The organism is Stenotrophobium rhamnosiphilum, from assembly GCF_003052265.1.
Lineage (GTDB): Bacteria > Pseudomonadota > Gammaproteobacteria > Nevskiales > Nevskiaceae > Stenotrophobium > Stenotrophobium rhamnosiphilum.
Window position 1 is genome coordinate 204,852 of sequence record NZ_QANS01000001.1, and the last position, 17,966, is coordinate 222,817.

At 55.8% G+C, this 17,966-nt stretch carries 16 protein-coding genes; 4 read left to right on the forward strand and 12 right to left on the reverse strand.

The window, feature by feature from the left end:
- Positions 1 to 4 precede the first annotated feature (4 nt).
- Entirely contained in the window at positions 5 to 1,324 is a 1,320-nt protein-coding gene (locus tag CJD38_RS01000; RefSeq protein WP_107938441.1) for a peptidylprolyl isomerase, read from the reverse strand.
- A 216-nt stretch (positions 1,325 to 1,540) separates the two neighbouring features.
- Positions 1,541 to 3,790 (reverse strand): LPS-assembly protein LptD, encoded by a 2,250-nt coding sequence (locus tag CJD38_RS01005; protein ID WP_107938442.1) that lies wholly within the window; start codon positions 3,788 to 3,790, stop codon positions 1,541 to 1,543.
- Positions 3,791 to 3,929: 139 nt separating this feature from the next.
- On the opposite strand from CJD38_RS01005, the gene CJD38_RS01010 reads away from it, so the two are divergent.
- From CJD38_RS01010 to CJD38_RS01020, 3 genes are read left to right on the forward strand one after another with little or no spacing between them, the layout of a single operon-like run.
- Positions 3,930 to 4,925, forward strand: a complete 996-nt coding sequence (locus CJD38_RS01010) for an aminoglycoside phosphotransferase family protein (protein WP_107938443.1) — start codon at positions 3,930 to 3,932, stop codon at positions 4,923 to 4,925.
- A complete protein-coding gene (gene murU / locus CJD38_RS01015) occupies positions 4,922 to 5,590 on the forward strand; it encodes an N-acetylmuramate alpha-1-phosphate uridylyltransferase MurU (RefSeq protein WP_107938444.1) in 669 nt (222 codons plus the stop codon). Before CJD38_RS01010 ends, murU begins: the two co-directional genes overlap by 4 nt.
- The gene (locus CJD38_RS01020; RefSeq protein WP_107938445.1) at positions 5,587 to 5,976 is read left to right on the forward strand and encodes an OsmC family protein; all 390 of its coding nucleotides are present in this window, start codon (positions 5,587 to 5,589) and stop codon (positions 5,974 to 5,976) included. Before murU ends, CJD38_RS01020 begins: the two co-directional genes overlap by 4 nt.
- A gap of 65 nt (positions 5,977 to 6,041) precedes the next feature.
- Here CJD38_RS01020 and CJD38_RS01025 read toward each other — a convergent pair whose 3' ends face one another.
- The 8 genes from CJD38_RS01025 to CJD38_RS01060 all read right to left on the reverse strand — a co-directional run bounded on the left by CJD38_RS01025 (position 6,042) and on the right by CJD38_RS01060 (position 15,738).
- Positions 6,042 to 6,449 carry a hypothetical protein gene (locus CJD38_RS01025; protein WP_107938446.1) on the reverse strand — a complete coding sequence of 136 codons (408 nt, stop codon included), beginning with the start codon at positions 6,447 to 6,449 and terminating at the stop codon, positions 6,042 to 6,044.
- A gap of 269 nt (positions 6,450 to 6,718) precedes the next feature.
- Complete coding sequence (gene lipA / locus CJD38_RS01030) at positions 6,719 to 7,693, reverse strand: lipoyl synthase (RefSeq protein WP_107938447.1); 975 nt, start codon at positions 7,691 to 7,693, stop codon at positions 6,719 to 6,721.
- 352 nt (positions 7,694 to 8,045) lie between these two features.
- Positions 8,046 to 8,846, reverse strand: a complete 801-nt coding sequence (locus tag CJD38_RS01035; RefSeq protein ID WP_161554122.1) for a lysophospholipid acyltransferase family protein — start codon at positions 8,844 to 8,846, stop codon at positions 8,046 to 8,048.
- Between the two features lie 13 nt (positions 8,847 to 8,859).
- The gene (locus CJD38_RS01040) at positions 8,860 to 9,648 is read right to left on the reverse strand and encodes a GNAT family N-acetyltransferase (protein WP_107938449.1); all 789 of its coding nucleotides are present in this window, start codon (positions 9,646 to 9,648) and stop codon (positions 8,860 to 8,862) included.
- Between the two features lie 106 nt (positions 9,649 to 9,754).
- Positions 9,755 to 12,091, reverse strand: coding sequence for a glucans biosynthesis glucosyltransferase MdoH (gene mdoH / locus CJD38_RS01045; protein WP_107938450.1), 2,337 nt, complete (start codon positions 12,089 to 12,091; stop codon positions 9,755 to 9,757).
- Between the two features lie 198 nt (positions 12,092 to 12,289).
- The gene (locus CJD38_RS01050; RefSeq protein ID WP_240625564.1) at positions 12,290 to 13,828 is read right to left on the reverse strand and encodes a glucan biosynthesis protein G; all 1,539 of its coding nucleotides are present in this window, start codon (positions 13,826 to 13,828) and stop codon (positions 12,290 to 12,292) included.
- A 66-nt stretch (positions 13,829 to 13,894) separates the two neighbouring features.
- Positions 13,895 to 14,578, reverse strand: a complete 684-nt coding sequence (rnt, locus tag CJD38_RS01055; protein WP_107938981.1) for a ribonuclease T — start codon at positions 14,576 to 14,578, stop codon at positions 13,895 to 13,897.
- A 143-nt stretch (positions 14,579 to 14,721) separates the two neighbouring features.
- The gene (locus CJD38_RS01060) at positions 14,722 to 15,738 is read right to left on the reverse strand and encodes an NADP-dependent oxidoreductase (RefSeq protein ID WP_107938451.1); all 1,017 of its coding nucleotides are present in this window, start codon (positions 15,736 to 15,738) and stop codon (positions 14,722 to 14,724) included.
- A gap of 153 nt (positions 15,739 to 15,891) precedes the next feature.
- Between CJD38_RS01060 and CJD38_RS01065 the strand changes: the two genes are divergently transcribed.
- Entirely contained in the window at positions 15,892 to 16,677 is a 786-nt protein-coding gene (locus tag CJD38_RS01065; protein ID WP_206362837.1) for a hypothetical protein, read from the forward strand.
- 4 nt (positions 16,678 to 16,681) lie between these two features.
- Here CJD38_RS01065 and CJD38_RS01070 read toward each other — a convergent pair whose 3' ends face one another.
- Both CJD38_RS01070 and CJD38_RS01075 read right to left on the reverse strand, forming a co-directional pair.
- Entirely contained in the window at positions 16,682 to 16,885 is a 204-nt protein-coding gene (locus tag CJD38_RS01070; protein WP_107938452.1) for a DUF2061 domain-containing protein, read from the reverse strand.
- Positions 16,886 to 17,000: 115 nt separating this feature from the next.
- Positions 17,001 to 17,909, reverse strand: coding sequence for a pirin family protein (locus CJD38_RS01075; protein ID WP_107938453.1), 909 nt, complete (start codon positions 17,907 to 17,909; stop codon positions 17,001 to 17,003).
- Between the last annotated feature and the right edge of the window lie 57 nt (positions 17,910 to 17,966).

The following is a 17,966-nucleotide window of genomic DNA, read 5'->3' on the forward strand; positions in this document are numbered from 1 at the left end:
CGCATTAAGACTTGGTAGCCGCGTTAGCGTCTGCGTCGCTCTTTAAGCGATATTCAACGTAGGCTTCTTCACGCAGCTTACGCAACCAGTTGTCGTATTCTTCGGCGCTCTTGCGCTGGCCAATTGCAGTGCGTGCGCGATTGCGACGAGTTTCTTCTGTGGTGTCACGCGTACGGCGCTCAATCACGCTGGCGATATGCCATCCAAATTTGCTGTGGAAGGGCTGGCTGATTTCGCCCGGTTTGAGCTGATCCAGGCGAACCTGAAATTCCGGCACAAATATTCCGGCAGCCTGAAAGCCCAAATCACCGCCGCCGTTCTTGGAGCCGGGGTCGTCAGAATATTTCTTGGCGAGTTCGGTGAAGTCTTCGCCCTTTTGCAGGCGATCATAAATATCACGAGACAGTGCGCGCGTTTGCTCTTCATCACGCAGCGCATTCGGGCTGAGCAGAATGTGCTTGGCGTGGGTCTCTGCGACGGTCTGACGACCGCTGCCGCCGCGCTCATCTACCAGCTTGATGATGTGATAACCGCTGCCAGCTTCCAGCACACCGCTGACGTCGCCTTTACCAAGCTTGGCCGCAGTTGCCGCAAACAAGCTCGGCAAGTCAGCCGCTTTGCGCCAATCGAGATCACCGCCTTGCAGTGCGTTCTGGCCGTTGGAGTTGGCGAGCGCGAGCTGGGCAAAGTCTTCACCAGCCTTGAGGCGTTTCACAAGGTCTTCAGCTTTGGCGCGAGCTTTGTTGCGCTCTTCGTTCTTGGCAGCATCTGGCACGGCAATGAGGATGTGTGAGAGGCGATATTCCTTGTTCTCTTCCTGACCCGCTGGTTGCGTGGCAAGGAACAGGTCAACGTCTTGATCGGTGATGGAGATGCGGCCATCGACTTCTTTTTGACGCAGACGGCTGATCAGGACTTGATCGCGAATCTGTTCGCGCACGGCGAGATAGTCGTTGCCATCTTTCTTCACGCTCTCAGCAAACTGCGGCAAGGTCATGCCGTTCTGCGATGCGATGTTGGTGATGACTTCGTTGAGCTCGCGATCGTCAATGCGTTCGCCTGCTTCTGCAGCGCGTTGCGTTTGCAGCTTGGTCAGAATCAGGCGCTCAAGCACCTGCGTGCGGAGCACATCTTCTGGAGGATCAGCAATGCCGCGTTCTTTGATCTGTTGCTTCGCGTCGACGATGGACTGGTCCAGTTCGCTCTGCAGAATCACGCCGTCATTTAGGACGACGATGATGCGGTCCAGCGATTCGGCCGCATGTGCGGCGCCGCTGAAAGCAAAAACGAGAATGGCGAACAGCCGGAATAACGATGTTTTCATGGAAGGTGTTTCGATGGTTTTTCGAACGAAAGCGACGCAATAAAGCGGGCAATAAACGGGCGCAAGGTTAACACGCTCATCCTGTCAGACGTTGATCTGTGCTTTAGGTTCCAGACAGGTGAGCGGCGATGTGGTTTTGCGCTTTTTGAAATGTTATAAAAAATAATATAAAAACTTATTAATAATCTATTTAAAACGATTTTCTTCAGGCAAACCTTACTGCGGCAAGGTGTCGTTGATCGGCAGCAGACCCGTGAAGCCGGTGCCGATGCGCGTCATGCCTTTGAGTTCGAGTTGAACATAAATGCCGTTATCGAATCTGCCGCTGGTGTTGGCAACATAGCGACGATAGGACGTACGCAGTGCCCAGCAGCACGTCTCGTACTCAAGGCCGCCGAGCACATCGAGTGTGCGGTTATCTTCAATCGAGTAACGCCAGCGACCTGCGGCACGCCAGCCTTCAAATAAAGGAATGGAGGCCACCACGTCGCTCTGTTCGAGCACACCGCGGCGATAGCGATAGACCAAGTCAAGACGCTTGCCCGTGGCGCTGGTCTCGTCCTCGCGATAGCGCACCGCAAAGTTGGCGCGATTGAATTGGCGATCGCCCGGCGCCCATTGCAGCAGTGACGATGCCGCCCAATGCGAGGAAAGGCGGTAATCCAAAGTCGAAATAAAGTCGGTGGCGCCGTTACCCGGAGAGACAAAGCCTGGCAGCGTGACTTCTGGTGCGGTGAAGCGATAGATCTGACCGATCGTGGCGGTCAGACGAACCTGTCCCGTGTTGGGATCTAGCAAGCGTGAGGACAGTGCGAAGGCAGCCTGATTAGCATCGGCGATGCGATCAATGCCGGAATAACGATTGCGCGAGAACAGTTCGGTGACGTCGAAATCGGGTTCACCGCTATCAAACGTTGGGATGTCGTTTTGATTGCGATACGGCGTGTAGAGATACATCAACTGTGGTTCGAGCGTCTGCACGCTGCCATTGGCGGTGATGCGTTCAAAGCGCAGGCCGCCCTCAGTGCTAAACGTCGGCACGGTACGCTGTGGCGCGGAGGGTTGTCCCGGCGCTACGTTCGATAGCTGATAGGCGGTATAGCGCGCATCAATCTGGCTGGTGGTGTACCAAGCGATGTTGTCCTTTTCCAAGCGCAGGAAAGGCTGCAGATCAAGACGCTGACCATCGATCGAATTTGGGCGCGTGAAATAGTCGTACTCAGCGCCAAGTCCAGCGCGCGTGTTGTAGAAACTATTCGGCGTTAACGCATCCAAACGAATTTGCGGCACGCGGCGATAAGGTTCGTCGGCAGGCAGAATCGTGTTGTCGATGGTTTGGTAATCCTGAACCATGACATTGACTGTGTACGACGCGGGCGCTTGATAAGTGAGTCGCGCGCTGCGATCAAGGTAGGTGAGCGCGCTGGAATCAATACGCGTACCGCCGAAGTCTTCGAAATATTGTTCGTCGCTGACATCGGCAACGTGAATATCAAGTGCAAGACGCGGATTGATCAGGCTGTCGTGCTGAAACTCAAGAAAAGTACGGCGATCTTGCGTCTGACGATCTTCGTGGAGATATTCAAGGTCAAGCTTGCCTTCGCTCTGTTCAAGTAGGTAGCGAAAGCTGTTGCCAAGCTGCGTGCCGCGCTTGGACATATAGCGTGGCGTAAACGTGTCATCGATATTCGGCGCGATGTTCAGATAAATCGGCTGACGAAAATCAAAGCCCATGTTTTCCGTGATGCCAACCGTCGGAAACAGCAGGCCGGTGTGGCGTTCGTTGTCGATTGGAAAGCGAAAGTAAGGCATGTAAAAAACGGGGACGCCGCCGAGCTCAAGACGAGCGTTGGTTGCACTGCCCATGCCTTCGTCATAGTCGAGATGTACTTTGGTCGCGGCGAGATACCAAGCGTTGGAGTCGGGCCCGCAAGTGGTGTAGCGAATGCGCCGGATATTCGCAGTGCCATGCTGATTCACCTGCACGACGTCCGCGCTACCGCGAGCGGCGCGTGAGGGCAGGGTGAACAGGGTGTTGTTGAAGGCGCCTGATTGCGTGTTGAGATCAAAATCCGCTGACTGGCTTTTGATATTCATCTGCTTGCTGCGGAACAGCGACTCGGCACGCACTTCGATCGTGCGGTTCTTATCGTCGTAGTTCAGTGCTTCGCTGGAAAATTCTTGCCCGCCTTGCATCACGCGCACTTTGCCGAGCAAGGTGCTGATGCCTTCCTTGTCCAGCGAGACATCATCGGCTGTCAGGTGAACCGGGCCATTTTCAGGGCCTTCGACGAGCATCGGCAGATTAGCGGCCAGCGGCAGTTGCTGACACATCGCGGCGGCGCGTGGCTCGCTGCGTTTGGCGGACTCTATGGATGAGCCGTTTTCTGAAGCCATAGCTGCAGGCACGGCAAGCAGCGCGCAGAGAACAAGCGTTACACGGGTGTAAGCAGCGGAACGGAGCACAGGGGATCCTTATAGATGCCGCATTTTCAGCTATTGGGGGCTCAGCGTAAACCGTTTAAAGGTCATCGCTGATACGGTGACAGCGCAAGCGCCGCCCCGTAAGCTTCGCCCAAATTGTAAAGACTCGATGTAATTCCTCGTGACCATAGCCTCATTTGCCAACGATCCTCGCGCCCAAAGCGCTTACGACTGGGCCAGCGCACAGCTTGGCCGTCAGGATCTCGACATCGCTCCGGCCTCGGCCGATGCCAGCTTCCGTCGCTATTTCCGCCTCAGCGCTGCGGGTCAGTCTTGGGTGTTGATGGATGCGCCGCCAGATAAAGAGAACTGCGAGCCGTTCATTCATATCGCTGGATTGGTGCGCGATGCCAAGCTCAATGGCCCGATTGTGCATGCGCAGGATTTGAAGCAGGGCTTCCTCTTGCTATCGGATTTGGGCACACAGACTTATCTGCATGTGATCAATGAAGCCAATGCTGATGAGCTATTCGCACCTGCCATCACTGCGCTAATTCACTGGCAGCTTTCGTCCAAACCCGATGAGCTGCCGCCGTATGACGAAGCGCTGCTGCGTCGCGAGCTTTCATTGTTCCCGGATTGGTACGTAGCCAAACATTTGCAACGCTCGCTGACCCCAGCACAGGCTGCGCTGCTGCGTGATGCGGAAGATGTGCTCGTCGCACGCGCATTGGCACAAGCCAAGGTTTATGTGCACCGCGACTACATGCCGCGCAATTTGATGATCTCCACGCCTAATCCCGGCATCCTCGATTTTCAGGACGCCGTGTTCGGGCCCATCACCTATGACGTGGCTTCGTTATTTAAAGATGCTTTCCTGTCTTGGCCTGAGCAACGCGTACGCGTGTGGGTTAAGCAGTATTGGACCGAAGCACGTGCTGCAGGTTTGCCGTTGAGCGACGACTTCGAATCATTCTTCCGCGACTTTGAATTGATGGGCGTGCAACGCCACCTCAAAGTTCTCGGCATCTTCGCGCGCATTAATTATCGCGATGGCAAGCCGCATTATCTGGCTGATACACCACGCTTCATTCGTTATGTGCGTGAAGTGGCGGCGCGTCATCCAGAGCTTGCTGGTTTGGTGCAGTTGTTTGATGAATTGGAGCTAAATTCGTGAGAGCAATGATCCTCGCAGCAGGCCGCGGCTCACGCATGCGTGAACTCACCGACGTTACGCCGAAGCCGCTGCTACAAGTCCGTGGCAAACCGCTGATCGAATATCACCTCGAACAGCTCAAGCAAGCGGGCATTCATGAGTTCGTGATTAACACCGGCTGGCTCGGTGAAAAAATTGAAGCGGCGCTAGGTAACGGCAAACGCTGGAACGCACGCATTCAGTATTCGCATGAAGGTTGGCCCGCGCTGGAAACGGGCGGCGGCATCCACAAGGCGCTACCGCTGCTGGGTGAAGATCCATTTCTCGTCGTCAATGGTGACGTCTACATCGAATGCGAGTGGAAGAACTGGACGCGCCGCGGTCTTGCGCGTGGTGATCTGGCGCATCTGGTGCTGGTGCCTAATCCGCCGCATAACATCAAAGGCGATTTCGGTCTGGTGTCTTCGCGCATTTACGATGCAGGCGCGCAATACACGTTTAGCGGCATCTCAATTCTTGATCCCGCGTTGTTTGATGACTGCAAACCAGGTTCTTTCAAACTGGCACCTTTGATTCGCAAAGCTGCGGCCAATGGTCATGCCACTGGCGAATTGTTTAACGGACAATGGTCTGACGTAGGCACGCCAGAACGACTCAAGCTACTCGAAGCGAGGCGCAAAAAATGATCAAGGTTCAGAAAGCTGCAGACGGCAAACTCAAGCAGACTATTGAGATTGGCAATCACCAAATCATTGCTGATGAGCCGGTGAGCGTTGGTGGTGATGACCAAGGCCCTGGCCCGACGGAATTGCTGCAAGCCGCGCTAGGCTCTTGCACCGCGATCACCGTGACGATGGTAGCCAAGCGTAAAGAGATGCCGCTCAAAGATGTGCGCGTGCAGGTTTCGATGGAGAAAACGGCAGACGCCACGCGTTTTCATCGCGAAATCGAATTGGTGGGTGAGCTCACTGCTGAGCAGCGCGAATACTTGCTGGGCATTGCCAACAAATGTCCGGTGCACAAGATTTTGAGTGGCAAGATCGAAATCGATACGGTCTTGCAGGGCAGTTGAAACGTAGGGTGCGCCGTGCGCACCAACTCTCTACTTAAGGGATTTGTTGGTGCGCACAGCGCACCCTACAAATCTTCAGAGTTAGTAGGCTCAGTACGATCGCTGTCGTCTTCCAAGTCACCGGCTTCAGCGATTTTTTCCAAACGCTTTAAATGCATCTTGAGAATACGCTCGCCTGCGCCTTCGTTGTTCAGCTGATCTTCCAGCGCATTGCGCAGCGCTTCGATATCAAAGTGAGCAGACTCCGGATCCGTCACTGCGTTGATTTCGCCGCAGAGTTTTTCCCAGTTACCGTCGACGATCAGCATCACCGGCATGATCGGTTCGTCCAGCTCAATGCTGGAAAATTCGAAACGATGAGAGTGTCCATCCCAAGTCACCCACTGTGCTTCGCGTGAGTCGAGCCAGGTGAGAACAGCTTCAGCAAAAACGGCCGCAAATTTTTCAATCTGCGCGGGTTCGATCGCGATCATTATGGGGCCTGTTAACGCTAGTTTCACGTCAGCGCTGCCCCCTCAAAAATTGCCAGGCAAGGCGCGACTGACGAAGTTTAGTGATTCTAAACGAGGAAGGAGCAACGCGGCATGGCAATTTTTGAGGCGGCAGCCCGAAGGGGCGGGAGCCATTGGACGCATGGCGGCGTCATCAGTCGCTTACATAGAGTCACTATGCCGCGCTCCCTCTTTCTTGCCCTGCGCCCAATGGCTTTCGCCGCTGGCGCGAAATTAGCGTTAACAGGCCCTTAAGCCTGTAACACGCCGTGTGCTTGTTGATCAGCGTGATAGCTGGAGCGCACCATCGGACCGCTCGCAACGTGGGAGAAACCCATTTCTTCGCCGAGTATGCGCAGGCGTTCAAATTCATCCGGATGCACATAACGTGCGACTGGCAAATGATGTTTAGATGGTTGCAGATATTGGCCCAGCGTCAGCATGTCGACCTTGTGCGCGCGCAGATCGCGCATCACTTGTTCGATTTCGCTGATCTCTTCTCCAAGGCCCAGCATCAAGCCGGATTTGGTCGGCACTTCTGGATGCAGACTTTTGAAGCGCTCGAGCAGATCGAGTGACCATTCGTAGTCCGAACCCGGACGCGCTTGCTTGTAGAGGCGCGGTACGGTTTCCAGATTGTGGTTGAACACATCTGGAGGCGTGTCATTAAAGATCACCAGCGCAGGATCCATACGACCGCGGAAATCCGGCACCAGTACTTCAATCGTCAGTTTTGGTGACAGCACGCGGGCTTCGCGGATACAAGCGGCAAAGTGTGCGGCGCCGCCATCTTTCAAATCATCGCGATCTACTGAAGTGATGACGACATAGCGCAGTGCCATATCGCGAATTGTGCGAGCGAGATTAATCGGCTCGTCCGCATCGAGCGCATTCGGGCGACCATGTGCCACATCGCAGAACGGGCAGCGACGGGTGCAGATCGCACCCATGATCATGAAGGTGGCCGTGCCCTTGCCGAAGCATTCGCCGAGGTTGGGGCAGTTGGCTTCTTCGCAAACCGTATGCAGATTGTTGTCGCGCAGCGCTTTCTTAATGCGCGCGACTTCTGGCGTGCCCTGCGTCTTGGCACGAATCCAAGACGGCTTGCGCAGCATCTCTGTCGTGGCTTCGATCTTGATCGGAATACGCGCCATCTTCTCCGCGCCACGCAGTTTTTCACCGGCGACGATGGGTTTGATAGCGGGGGATTCTGGGGACGTGCTCATGCGGGGCTCGATTCGCGGACGGCACATTTTACGCCCTTCAGATGGGGGAATGTCGGTTAATCCTTGCTTGGCGGGAAATGGGGCTTTGCTGGGGAGGTAGGGGGAGGGAGTTCTGCTCCTGCGCGGCTTTTTAGAGAGGGCATCTCTGCACAAACGCCTACGCTCTTTCGCGTTCTTTTTTGGGACATCAATGCGGCGCCGACAACCCCACTCCTGCGCGGCCTTTTAATGAGGGCATCTCTGCACAAACACCTACGCTCTTTCGCATCCATGCGACCGCGTAGGTACAGAACATCCTGTTCATAAAAAAGGCCGCCCGGGGGCGGCCATTGTGCCAAGGTTCTTATGCGGCTCAGGTCAGCGCAGATTCCAACGCTGTTTCCAAGCTCGGCTGCAAGCTCGTTCGCTGCGTAGGCATCACAACTTTCGAAATGCTGGCTTGTGTCATCTCAGCCAGTTCTTCACGTGTGCGGCCTTCGCTGGCGAGTACGGCACCGTAGTTCACTTCCACCACAATCTCTGGCTCTTTGAGCATGCGCAGGACGTGGCTGACGAGATCGTCGTCGCCGATGAAGGGGGCGATGTTGTCGCCGCTGGCGGAGAGGCCGTAACGGAGCGCTACCGGTTGCACCACGCATTGCGCTTCGAGCGCGGCGGCGAAGAGACGCGGGTGGAAGGGCAGCACGCTGAGGCCGTCGGTGGTCGTGCCTTCAGGAAAGATGGTGACGCAGCCACCGGCTTTCAGATGTGGAACGAGTTTATCCAGCAGCGGGCGTGAGCCACCTTTGCCACGACGGATGTAGAACGTGCCGCAGGCGTCGGCGAGTGAACCCGCGATGGGCCAATCTTGAATTTCGGATTTGGCGACAAAGCGCGTCGGTTCGCTGGCGCCGATCACGATGATGTCGAGCCACGACACGTGATTGGCGACCGTGATGCGTCCACCATCATGTGGTGCGCCGTTACGAATCAGTTCGATGCTGAAGATGCCGAGTGCGACTTGGCACCACCAGGTCATCAGTGCTTGTGCGTTAAGTCGATTCCAACGATCCAGCATCAACGCAACGCCTAGCAGCAGACCAATCGCCAAGTGAATGACTAATCGCGCGCCACGCACAACGGCCCGCACAGTGCGAGCCGGTGTGGTGTTCATGAGGGCGCTAAGTTCAGGCATTCAGAACCGCAGGCTGTTCGCTCGGCGCAGATTTACCGAGGAAGTGGCGGGCGTAGCGCGGGTTGAGGTCGCTCACATTGAGCAGCATGAAAACGTCTGCGCAGTTGAAGTCGCGATCCCAGTACGCTTCGCCGCAAGCCTTGGCGCCGAGGTTGACGTAAGCCTTGAGCAGTGGCGGCATCTTCGGCTTTTCAGTCACGCGTGCGTCAGCTGCTGGCAGCGGAATGAAAGGGCGAACCTGCTGGCGTTCTGGTGCCATGTACTTCTCGCGCAGCGTGCCGAGGATTGCGTGCGCGCTGGCGCCGCCATCTTCAAGGCCGATGCTGGCGCAACCAAACAAGTAGTCGTAGCCGTGGCTGGTGATGTAAGACGCGATGCCCTGCCACAGTGTGGCAATCGCAGCGCCGCCGCGGTATTCAGCGTCTACGCAGGTGCGGCCGATTTCCATCACGCGGCCAGGCAGTGAGTCGATCATCGAGAGATCGAATTCGCCTGCGGAGTAGAAGCCGCCAGCATTAGGGGCCATGTCGTCGGTCAGGATGCGCGTGCAAGCGATCACTTGGCCGGTTAGCGTGTCGCGCACCATCAGGTGGCGGCAGTAGCGGTCGAATTGGTCGTGGTCGATGCCTTCAGCACCGCCATCAATTTGTGCGCCCATTTCTTGGGCAAACACGCGGTAACGCAGCTTCTGCGTTTCCAGAATTTCTTCGCGCGTAGTTGCGAAGCTGAGTTCAAAACGTGCAGCGCGGGTGCCATCACCTGCTTCAATCATTGCGGACATTTCCGTATTCCTCTTTCTTTTGTGCACGTGCACGATAGGAGAGGAAGATGGAAGTGAGATGACTGTTTAATGAAGCTTGTGTGACAACCGCAACAGCGGCCTGTGATTACTTCGGCGCTGGCTCCAGCGGCCAATCAGAATGGCGCGCTACCGGATCGGACTGCAGCATATGGTGCAAACGTGACAGTGCGTCGGGGTCCGCGAGCAGTGTGTTGCGTTGAGTTTCGTTGAGCGCGTTCGGACCATTCTTGAAAGCGTGCAACGCCAACTGTGCGCGGGCTTCGACGATATGCGGCGGACGTTTGTCGCGCGGCGTAACGGCGGCGCGCACCATTGAAAAGGTGAGGGGATGGGCTGCAGCGCGTTCAAAGCCACCGCTGTAATCGGGTGCTCGACGCACCGCTGCCTTGGTCCAGCGCAGTTCACGCGGTGGGTTGGATTCTTCTGGAATCAGGAAGAAGCGATGTTCACGGGACCAGCGTCCCAGTGACACGCGCGAACTCCAAACCGACAGCGGCACCGCGATGATCAAGCTGCCGACGATAGGCAGCAGCCACCACAAAAATCCGGGATTGAGCCAGTAAACGATGCCGGCCCAAACGATGCCCAGCAAAGTGCCGGTGCCATGGCGCAGCAGTGCTTCGCTCCATGGCGTTTCGTTATCGCCGCGTGGCGGCGATTTCCATTTGATCGACCAGCCAATCAGCGCTGTCGTCACAAACTGTGTGTGAAACAACATGCGCACCGGCGCGAGCAGTGCGGAGAACAGCACTTCCATAATCGTGGTGCCGATCAGCTTGAAAGGACCGCCGAAGAAGCGTGAGCCTTTAGCGAGCAACAGAATTAGCGATAGCAGCTTCGGCAGGAAGAGCAGCGTGGCGGTGGCGCCAAATAAGCGCATCGCCCATTCCGGATGCCACTCGGGCCAAGTTGGGAATAGCTGATACGGCTGCGTGAAATATTCTGGCGGCGTCAGTGTTTGTACGGCGAGCAGAACAGTCGACAACACCAAAAAGATAAACCACATCGGCGCCGACAAATACGCCATCACGCCGGTCATGAACACAGCGCGATGTGCGGGGTGCAGACCTTGCGAGAAGAACAGGCGGAAATTTTGAAGATTGCCTTGGCACCAGCGACGGTCACGCTTGAGCTCATCCAGCAACGTCGGCGGCATTTCTTCGTAGCTGCCTTCCAAGTCATACGCGATCCACACACTCCAACCTGCGCGACGCATCAGCGCAGCTTCGACAAAATCGTGCGACAGAATTTCGCCCGACAACGCGCCGCTTCCAGATAAACGACCTAGCGAGCAATGCTGCATAAACGGCGCTACGCGAAGGATTGCGTTGTGGCCCCAGTAATGCGATTCGCCGAGTTGCCAATAGTGCAGACCAGCGGTGAACAGTGGGCCATAAGCGCGCGTCGCAAATTGTTGGATGCGTGCGTAAAGCGTTTCGCGGCCGGATGCGCGTGGTGCGGTTTGAATAATGCCCGCGCCGGGATTTGCTTCCATCAACTGCACAAGACGCTTGAGGCAGCTGCCTGACATCACGCTATCGGCGTCAAACACCACCATATATTTATAGTCGCTGCCCCAGCGGCGGCACCAGTCGGCAACGTTGCCGCTCTTGCGTTTGATGCGATGGCGACGCAGGCGATAGTGGATATGACTAAAGCCATCCACTTCGCGGCATAGATTCATCCATGCCTCCAGTTCTGCAACGCGCGTGTCGGCTTCGCTGCTATCGCTGATGATGAAGAAGTCGAAATGCTTCAGCGCACCCGCGCGCATCACCGAGTCGTAACTGGCGCGCAGTCCAGCAAACACACGTGCGACATCTTCGTTGCAGATCGGAATGATGATGGCGGTGCGGCTGTCGTCTGCAATCGGCTGATCAGCGGGTGTGTTGCCGTTGATCGAGTATTTGTCTTTGCCGCGCAGCAAAACCCAGAAGCCCATCAGCGCAGTCCAAAAACCGCTGCCGACCCAAGCAAACAAAATGGCATAAATCGCCAGCACTACGAGTTCGAGCGGTTTGGTGCCGTGATACGGCAACACCGCGCTCATGAAAAATGTTGCAACCCAGGTTTGTGCAATCACGAGGCCAAGCAATAAAAAGCGACGATTGCGGCCACTAACGCGCCACGGCACGTTGCCTGAGTGCGGCGCTTCTGCGGCGATGACTTCGGGTGCGCGCACGGTTTGTTTGCCATAGCGCAGACGTAGCCAACTCGCGAAACGTTTGAACGGATTGTTCTGCCACTCGTTAGGCGTCATCGAGGCGCGATGCAGCGGCGGCATCGTCACCAGTCGCAGATGACCATTAACGTCAGTCGGCAAGACATTGCTGATGTGCGCATCGCCACGCTTGCGGCCCTGCGCTTGCAAGCGCGCTAGCAGCGCTTCCCGCTCAATATTGGAATCACCCGCAGTCGTCATTGTTCGCTAATTATTGTGATTATTTATTAAATTTATTTAATTAATAAAATAAATTTAAACGATTATCGATAGACCAAATCATCAGTGCGGCTAGGCCGCAGACAGGTCTTGGGCGCGCAGTTTAATGCCTGCGCCATTTGAGTGCTGAGTTTGAGCAATCAATGAAGGCGCGAGAGCAGGGCTCCCGCGCCTTGAAACTCAGGGAGAGTTCTTGGTGCCCGATTGCGGCGGCAGGATGTAAGACCAGGTTTCAGAGATGGTCTCGTTGTCCTTGCGCAGGAAGGCGCGCATTTCCACTGGTTTATCGTCGTCGAGACGTTTGAAGCGCACGACCAAGCGTCTGCCGCCGGTGATGTCGTTACGCACCACGCGGCGCTCGATCATCTCAGCGTTGTCGTCGAGCCACACGCCAGAGATGACTTTGTCGTCTGGCTTGAGATTGGCGAGTTCGCCGCCTTCAAAATCGATATTGAAACGAATGCTGCTGTCATCCGGATCGCGCGTATAGCCGTTGCCGCGACGCGTTTGCACCGCGTAGGCCATTGGCGGACGCGTTTCCTTGTTCATCTGCCAAGACAAGTTGTAAGCGAAATCCAAGGGCTGGCCCGGCGCCGGCATGGTGTCGGGCGACCAATAAGCCGAGATGTTGTCGTTGGTTTCGTCAGGCGTTGGAAGCTGCACAAGCTCAATGCGACCTGCGCCCCAATCACCTTTGGGTTGTACCCACGCGCTGGGGTGAAGGTCGTAGCGCTTGTCGATATCTTCGTAGTGATCAAATTTGCGATCACGTTGCATCAGACCAAATCCGCGCGGGTTGGTGGCGGTGAACGAGGTCATCAGCAAGCGCTTGGGGTTCACCAGCGGACGCCAGATCCATTCGCGATCGGTTTGAATTTGCAGGCCGTCGGAGTCATGCACTTCCGGGCGGTAGTCTTGGGGATGCGGCTGGTTTTCGCTGAACTGGAACATGCTGGTCAGCGGCGCCAGGCCCAGCTTGCCAACGGATTCACGCAGATAGACGCGCGCTTGCACGTCAATCGAAGTGGAGTCGCCAGGCTTGATGATGAATTTGTAAGCACCGGTCACTCGCTTGGAATCCAGCAACGCGTAGATCGTCAACTGCTTGTCGTCGACTTTCGGCGTTTCAATCCAGTATTCGGTGAAAGCAGGAAACTCTTCGCCCGAGATCAGGCCGGTATCAACTGCTAAGCCGCGTGCGGCTAAACCGTAGTGCTGTCCTTTGCCAACGCCACGCAAATAACTGGCGCCTTGAAACACCAGAAACTCGTCTTTGTAATCTTTTTTATTGAGCGGGTAGTGAATGCGAAAGCCCGCAAAGCTGATGTCGCGCAGCTTATTTTTATCGAGTGTGTTTTTGCCGTAGTCGAAAAAGTCCGGATTAAAACGCAGTGCTCGCGAGCCCTTCGGGGTGACGAGATTAATTTTTACGGTCTGCGTGTAGTAAAGGCCCGGATGGAAAAACTGCAGCTCAAAGGGCAGTTTGGTGCCGCGCCACATGGCTTTATTAGATTTAAAACGGATGTCGCGATACTGATCGTAAGAAAGGTCTTGCAGTTCTTTCGGCAGATCGCCGTCCGATTTCTCATAAGGCTTTTCAGCCAGCGCACGTGCACGCTCACTGACGTCTTTAAAGTCAAAAGCCTGTGCAGGCATTGCGATCAGTGCGGCAAACAGCATTGCGCAGCCCGTGATCGACGAGCTCCATCCCAATTTCATGGCATTCCAGTTGATGCGATCAATACGAAATTTTAAAGGCAAAACGGACATCCCTGTCGAGTCTAATTATGTGGACGCGGCCGGCTCAGCCGACGCATCTTCGGGGGTGTTCTGTACCGATTCGTAAATCGGTCGCATTTTGTTCACTAACAAGCAGAAAAGTTCCGCAGTGCGCTCGGCGTCATAGATCGCTGAGTGCGCTTCTTTCTGATCGTAATCGAGCCCGGCGGCGATTAATCCACGCGCCAGCACCGTTTGGCCGAGCGCGGCGCCGCAGAGGGTGGCGGTATCGAACACGCTAAAGGGGTGGAAAGGGCTGCGCTTTACGCTGCTGCGCGCAATGGCCGCATTGAGGAAGCCCAAATCAAAGTGTGCGTTGTGGCCGACCAGAATGGCGCGGGTGCAGCCGTTTTCTGAGACTGCGTTGCGAATCGGCTTAAAGATGTGATTCAGCGCTTCCAGCTCTGGCTTGGCCAGACGCAGGGGGTGATCGGGGTCAATGCCGTTGAATTCCAGCGCAGCTTTTTCCAGATTGGCACCCGGAAAAGGCGTGACATGGCTGAATACGGTCTTTTGGGGCACCAGATTGCCGTTCTCGTCCATGCCCAAAATCACGGCTGCGATTTCCAGCAGTGCATCGGTCTGGGCATTAAAACCGCCGGTTTCGACGTCCACCACGATCGGCAAAAAGCCGCGAAAGCGGTGGCCGACTTTGACGATTGGGGGCTCAGTGCTCAACAAAAACTCCAGACGGGGGACGCGAGCGGGGTCGCGGCTGCGGATTATCCGTCCTTGTGACCACGGCTGCACGGAATTCGGCGAATAAAGCACCGTTTAATTCGGTAAAGGCGCTTCGGGCGCTCGATCAGCCCTGTCTGGAATGATTTCGGGAATTACTGAGTATCGGGCCCGATTCTCACCAGCAACTTGCCCTGATTGCCGCCGTTGTAGAGCAGTTTGCAGGTATCAACCGCGTTTTCGAGGCCATCGACGACATGCAGTTTGAAATGTAAACGTCCTTCCAAAATCCACTGCGCCAGCTTGGCCTGCATCGCGGGGTAGCTCTTGCTGTAGTCGAGGCACAGAAAGCCTTCGATGCGCAGACGTTTGTAAATAACGTTGCGGAACATATACGGGCCGGGCACGGGCTCATTGGTGCTGTAGCTGGCAATGAGGCCGCACATAACGACGGTGCCGCCGATTTTCATATGCGTGAGCGCGGCGTCGAGCTGTTCGCCGCCGACGTTTTCAAAGTGCACATCAATGCCTTCTGGCGCCAATTCGCGCAGGCGCTCCAGAACATTCTCGGATTTGTAATCGATGGCGTGGTCGTAGCCGTACTGCTCAGTCAGCAATTTGCACTTATCGCGACCGCCCGCGACACCAATCGTGCGGCAGCCGTGAATTTTGGCGAGCTGACCGGCGACCATGCCGACAGCACCTGCGGCGGCGGTGACAACTACCGTATCGCCCGGCTTGATGCGACCAATGTCGTGCAGACCGATATAAGCGGTAGGGCCAGCGATGGCGAGCACGCCGAAAGCATCAGCCAGATTTAAGCCGGGCAATGGTGCCATCGGCGTTAGGCCGGTGCCGTCAGTCACCACGTAATCTGACCAGGTATCCAAGCCTGAGGCCAGACATCCTCCGGGAAAATCCTTGTGGCGCGACTTGATCACCTCGCCCACCACAACACCGCGCATCGCGGCACCGAGCTTCACTGGCGGCAGATAGGAGTCTTGATCGCTCATCCAAATGCGATTGCTGGCGTCTAGCGACAGCAAAATCGTGCGCATCAGGAATTCGCCGTCTTTGAGTTCTGGCAGCGTGTGTTCGCGTAGCTCCAGCGTGTCATTTTCAATATTGACGATGGGGCGTTTTTGCAGGAACCAGCTACGTGCAGATGTCATGAGTCGTCCTCGAAATAATGTCGACGAAGACTGCGCGTGTTCGCTTTTCTCGACCCCACCTTAAGGGGTAGTTAGCAATGTTCTGATGAAGCGTTATTTCAATCGTTATATCATTCGCCCTTAGAAACTTCGTTTTGAGTCTGTTACCGACCTATGGCTATCAAGAAATCTCCCAGCAAATCTCCCGCAAAAAAAGCAGTCGCTAAGAAAGCCGCTGCCAAGCCTAAGGCTGTTAAAAAGCCCGTTGCTGCGGTCAAGCCCAAGGCAAAGACGAAGGTTGTCGCCAAAAAAGCAGTCGCTAAAAAGAAGGTTGTGGCTAAACCTGCTGCCAAAGCGAAGAAGGTCGTTAAAGCAGCGCCTAAGAAAGCCGTTGCTAAAGCGCCTGCTAAAAAGCTGCCTGCCAAGAAGGCAGTGGTTAAAAAAGTAGCAGCCAAGAAAGTTATTGCTAAGAAAGCAGTGAAGGCGCCAGCGAAGAAAGTTGCCAAGCCTGCTGCTAAAAAGCCTGCCGTCAAAAAGCTTGTTAAGACGGTTGCTAAAAAAGCTGCGCCAGCTCCGAGCAAACCGGCCAGCAAGGTCGTCGCCAAGAAAGCTTCGGTTTGGAAAATTCCAGCGAAGAAGCCTGAGCTGATTATTCCGCCAGCTGTTGCGCAGAAAGTTGCTGCTGCCAAACCTGTTGCTGCTCCGCTCAAAAAGCAGGCGATGAAAAAAGCACCTCGCCCACGCGTGGCAAAAACCACAGCCAAGGGTGAAGTGCCTAAGCGCAAGCCTAGAAAGGCTTCAGGTCTGAAGCGTTACGCAGAAGTGATCAAGAAAGCACTCGCCAACAAACAGCCTTCCGGCCCTCAGCTAGAGATGCTGCTGCGTCCGGAATACAGCGAAAGCGGCCGCGTGTCGCAGGACGCTGAGCGTTTGATGGGTGTTTCGCGCAAGGTTCACTAACGCCTTAAGCGTGGGCGTGGCCACACAACGCGCGCAAAGGCGTTGTGCGTCCCGTCCACAGCTTTTCATGGAAGTGGAAGGCCACGGTATTGCAGCAAGGCTCAATGAGTGCGATCACGCCGCCCGTCAGTAAGTCACCTGTCATCAGGTAAACGACGCTGAAAGCGACGGTGAAGTGAACAGCGGCAAAGCTCAAAGTCTTAGTCATGGCGGCGTCCTCGGCATTGATAAGAATTATTCTTAACAATGAATCGGGCCGCCAATCGTATGTTTCCATGCTTGCGATAAGGCTTGCCTATCGAGCGTTTTACGCAGGCAACTGCTTAATGCTCGCCGCGTGGCACCGGCAGTTTCAACCAATCTTCCGGCAAGGGAATGAATTCCGTCTCGCCCGGCACCTTGTCAAAACTCTGAGCCAACCAGCGTTCTTGCGCATCGCGGATACGCTCTGGCGTGCTGGCGACAAAATTCCACCACAGCAATCTTTCGCCATCGAGCGGCGGTCCGCCGAGCAACATCAGCAGGGTTGGACCTTTTGCTTTTAGCTTGGGCTGACCGCCAACGCTGAGTACGGCGAGCTGGCCCGGGTTCAGGGGCTGGCCATCAATTTCTACAGCACCATTGATCACATAAATCGCGCGTTCGGCGTGCTCGTCACTCAATGTCAGCTCTGCGCCATCGGCCATCTGCGCTTCGGCATAAAACAGTGGCGAGGCGATGCGCACGGGGGCTTCATGGCCATAGAGCGTGCCGGCGATCAGGCGAATTTGCGCCTGCTCCTGTCGGAACACCGGAAGCGTGGCAGCCGGGCAATGCTGGAAATCGGGTGCGCAGTCTTCTTCGCTGAGCGGTAGTGCTACCCACATTTGCAAGCCATGCAGCGCAGAACCAGTGGCGCGCAAATCGGGCGGGGTGCGCTCGGAATGCGCGATGCCTGTGCCTGCGGTCATCCAGTTGACGTCGCCGGGGCGTATATCAAGCTCGCTGCCCAAGCTGTCGCGATGGGTAATCGCGCCTTCATAGAGATAGGTGACCGTGGCCAGTCCGATATGCGGATGCGGCCGTACGTCGATGCCATGACCGGGTGCGAACTGCGCGGGGCCCATGTGATCAAGGAAAACAAACGGGCCGACATGGCGACGTTTTGCAAAGGGCAAAAGGCGTCGGACGGTAAAGCCGCCGAGGTCCTGAGTGCGCGGTTCAATGATCAATTCAATGGGATTGGTGCTCATGGCTCGTCCTAATTTTGCTGACGTAAAGCTAGCACGGTGCGAGTCGCTATATAATCG

Bases quoted from the DNA above. Each gene is read 5' to 3' on its own strand.
- CJD38_RS01000 (WP_107938441.1), bottom strand. From the start codon at position 1,324: ATGAAAACATCGTTATTCCGGCTGTTCGCCATTCTCGTTTTTGCTTTC.
- CJD38_RS01020 (WP_107938445.1), top strand. From the start codon at position 5,587: ATGATCAAGGTTCAGAAAGCTGCAGACGGCAAACTCAAGCAGACTATT.
- CJD38_RS01025 (WP_107938446.1), bottom strand. From the start codon at position 6,449: ATGATCGCGATCGAACCCGCGCAGATTGAAAAATTTGCGGCCGTTTTT.
- lipA (WP_107938447.1), bottom strand. From the start codon at position 7,693: ATGAGCACGTCCCCAGAATCCCCCGCTATCAAACCCATCGTCGCCGGT.
- CJD38_RS01035 (WP_161554122.1), bottom strand. From the start codon at position 8,846: ATGAACACCACACCGGCTCGCACTGTGCGGGCCGTTGTGCGTGGCGCG.
- CJD38_RS01040 (WP_107938449.1), bottom strand. From the start codon at position 9,648: ATGTCCGCAATGATTGAAGCAGGTGATGGCACCCGCGCTGCACGTTTT.
- mdoH (WP_107938450.1), bottom strand. From the start codon at position 12,091: ATGACGACTGCGGGTGATTCCAATATTGAGCGGGAAGCGCTGCTAGCG.
- CJD38_RS01050 (WP_240625564.1), bottom strand. From the start codon at position 13,828: ATGAAATTGGGATGGAGCTCGTCGATCACGGGCTGCGCAATGCTGTTT.
- CJD38_RS01060 (WP_107938451.1), bottom strand. From the start codon at position 15,738: ATGACATCTGCACGTAGCTGGTTCCTGCAAAAACGCCCCATCGTCAAT.
- CJD38_RS01065 (WP_206362837.1), top strand. From the start codon at position 15,892: ATGGCTATCAAGAAATCTCCCAGCAAATCTCCCGCAAAAAAAGCAGTC.
- CJD38_RS01070 (WP_107938452.1), bottom strand. From the start codon at position 16,885: ATGACTAAGACTTTGAGCTTTGCCGCTGTTCACTTCACCGTCGCTTTC.
- CJD38_RS01075 (WP_107938453.1), bottom strand. From the start codon at position 17,909: ATGAGCACCAATCCCATTGAATTGATCATTGAACCGCGCACTCAGGAC.